Below are 3,304 nucleotides of genomic sequence, written 5' to 3' on the forward strand. Positions count from 1 at the left end.
GACTTTCCGCATGACACCGTAATCACAATAGTAACGCACAGTAAAAATGCCACGCGTTGGCTGTCCCTCTTGAAGCGTTTGTTATGTGTAATTTTCTATGTACTCCCTTAAGGACTTTGTCGGTTCAAACAAAGGACTAATTGGAAGGTTAAGATTTAGCTTTTCAATTTCCACTGCCGAATAACCATGGCATTTCTCAAAGTCACTCCAACTGCTCTTGTGAACCTGCTTTACGATTTGAAAGTCTTGTAGCAACTGAGAAAAGGCCTCAGGACTATACCCCTCAGTCTCAGCAATAAAGTGTTGCATCGCCGGATGTTTACCTTGAACCAATGCTAAATAGAATCTAGCGATGTCATTAACATGGATATATTGGTTATAACCTTTAGATGGTATCGCTACTTGGAGAGTTTGGTTTGATAAAGAATCTACAATTCTCTTTAGCTGACAGTTTTCACCACCATAAACCAAACTAGGGCAGTAAACGACATGCCACTTATTTGTGATAGCGCAATCAATCGTAACTGTGTCCGATTTTACCATTTCCAGAGGCTTAAACCGAAATTCTTTGAGATCATTACGAGAAGCATTACCAAATAGCCAAACGCCCGATGTGTGGATTTTTGTCGCTCCTTTAGCTGCGAGTCTATCCAACTGCATTAGCAGCTTGGACTCTATATCAGCGATTTCCTCCGGCGAAAATTCTGACCAATGTGGGCGAGCACAATTTATAACGATATCAAAGTAACCAGAGAGATCTAATGGCATTTTAGTAAGTTTCCGAGCAGGACGTAAGACACCGCTAGTCCTGCTGTAGGTCGAAACTTCAAAACCATTTTCGACAAACATCTTAGTCACATGGCTACCAATATATCCATTGGCTCCTGCTATAAGTACTTTCATTCTTTCCCTGAACTCTCGATTACACATAACGCCGCATTAAGGTGTGAGCAACGCTACCACTAAAATTAACCATACCACCGTAAACACCAAACCCAACGATGGAATGAAAAATGCCATGCGTTGGGAATCACTCTTAAATGCTTTGTTAGAATTATAATGCGTGCGCCAAAGGACCGTTTAAACTAATGTATTGCCTAAGGTCATCTAGAGGAATATTTACTTCCACGGAGCCAGCAGCTCCTGAAGCAACTTCGTATTCGTCAAAGCACAATGTTAGGTATTTACCATCAAAGTAATAACATTGGTCATCTTTTAAGCCATCAAAGTACTCCCCATACCCCTGTGACTTCAACGTAGTTTCAGCGATTTGATCTACACCCGACTTATAACCAGCTACGAATAGGTCCTTAAAGTAAATCTGACCACCTGTTTTTATATTAATATTTGCACTTTCAATAACATTGCCGGCACCACCTGCTCCATGAGCGTAATAAGTGCCTTTATAAATAACGCTAAGCAAGTCACCTTTTAATGCATATTTTTCTGTTGTTACAAACCAATTTTGTTGTTCATATTCTACGTCAACTCGAGCTGCACTCTTCAATTGTGCATTAATACGATCTTCTATTAGCTGGTTAGGGTGCCCTGAAATTTGAACATAATCAGCTTCTACTTCAGCAACCCAGCTAGAGTTAGTAGGATTGGTTCGCTCATAATTTATGTGCTTTTTTGAAAAAGATAAGTCAGTTTTCTTTTCTTCGAGCGTAGCTTTCTCAAGGATCAGTTCCGTTAATCTTTGCTTACAGCTACGAACGTCTGTCAATTGAGAAGCTAATTGCTCGTATGGGACCCCATCGTATTCCACAGAATCCAGTTTATAACTCCCATCGGCAGATACTGAACCTCCTATTAGCTTTACCAAAGCTTTTCCTTGACCTTTTAGCTTCGCAGTAATTTGAGATTTACTAACTTTACCGCTTGAGTGGATTTCTTCACATTGGCGTGAGGCAAAGTCTGCGATTTCATTTAATGTAGCTGCTTGTAGTGTACCCGAGGTCAGCAAGATGAGAGGGATAACTTTCTTTAGATTCATGTAATCTCCTATATAAACTAAGACTACATACTAAACTAACTGCATTATCTGAGCACCTAGAATTTGTCACAATGTCTTTGATATCACTGAATAATTCTAACGCCCGGCTAAGGGGTTGACAACGCACCGCCGAACTTAAAAAACACACTTAAACACTGAACTGCAATTTTGCACTAAAGTAGCCACGCGTTGGCAATCCCTCTTGAGCCGCTTGTTAGCTGCTGCACTTTAGCTGGAGATTTACTACCCAACGGCCTAATTCAAAACACATTATTGCTTTCAAGCGACAAAGTAAAACGGACAACTGAGAAACTAAAACCTAATCCACGAAAAGCACTTGGCAAAGAAGAAATAACAGGAAAACTGACGAGCCTCTAAGACTTAAATTTACAAAGAATTCTTTCGAAGAAGCCAGCAACCAAGTGCGCAAAATCCATTTAAGCGCGAAAGAGCCTCAAAACCAAAGAAGCCACACCAAAGAAATAAACAAACACACCACTTCCCGTAAACAGACTTCGGTTAGTTCAAGCACTTCACGAACAGTGCCACTGGCGAGATACATGGAAAAGTGCTGACTTTCAGGTGTAAAGCTAGAGCCTCAGACCAAGAAAAAATGAACACGGAGTTTTATGATTTTTCTTAACCTCAGCTAACGCCCGCCTAAGGGGCTGGCAACGCATAACACAAAACTCAAACACAACAGCCGGAACCACCGCGGCTCAATGGGACTGGACACGCCACGCGTTGACAGTCCCTCTTGAGGCGTTTGTTAGCTTCGTAGCCCATTGTTTACCAATGACTTTTTAAACACATTTGCTTGAAATGCATTTTACGCAAAAGCATCTCTCAAACACACGTCCAACGCCAAAAGCTGTGAAGTTGGCTGCCAAAACTCAAAACGCTCAAGGCTAAGTTGGCCACGGTTAAGAGTCCGCGACAAAGAAAGCACACTTTCAGCGATGATGCAGCCTTTGTGAAACCAAACTCTCCGTGTGGAGCATCCAACAACATTGAAGCATCGAGGTTTGATAGTTTTCAGCGATTTTGAAACTGCTGAACATTCAACACTTTCTACCAAGTCAGCATCAGAAAGACTAGAAAGCAAAATTGTGCGACTTGAACGCTAGAAGCTGAGTTTTAAGAACGATTGAGCTTCGATTTTGATGATTCTAGCCTTTTAGAAGCTAACGCCGCGTTAAGGGGCAGCCAACGCCACTACCAACTTAACGCATAACACCGTAACCACAAAAACCAACGCACAGTAAAAATGCCACGCGTTGGCTGTCCCTCTTGAACGCTTTGTTATAC

Annotated in this window: 2 protein-coding genes and 1 pseudogene; all 3 read right to left on the reverse strand. The window is 41.6% G+C overall.

The genetic code is table 11. The features are described from left to right. Positions 1-81: 81 nt before the first annotated feature. Entirely contained in the window at positions 82-903 is an 822-nt protein-coding gene (locus NB504_RS08245) for an NAD-dependent epimerase/dehydratase family protein (protein WP_194664254.1), read from the reverse strand. Positions 904-1,054: 151 nt separating this feature from the next. Then, on the reverse strand, positions 1,055-1,996 hold the full coding sequence (locus NB504_RS08250; RefSeq protein WP_258428626.1) for an RsiV family protein: 942 nt from the start codon (positions 1,994-1,996) through the stop codon (positions 1,055-1,057). An 892-nt stretch (positions 1,997-2,888) separates the two neighbouring features. Beyond that, positions 2,889-2,945 (reverse strand): annotated as a pseudogene (locus NB504_RS18510) (DUF645 family protein); the annotation flags it as partial. Positions 2,946-3,304: the final 359 nt, after the last annotated feature.

The organism is Vibrio sp. RM-69-4, from assembly GCF_024743775.1.
Taxonomy (GTDB): domain Bacteria; phylum Pseudomonadota; class Gammaproteobacteria; order Enterobacterales; family Vibrionaceae; genus Vibrio; species Vibrio anguillarum.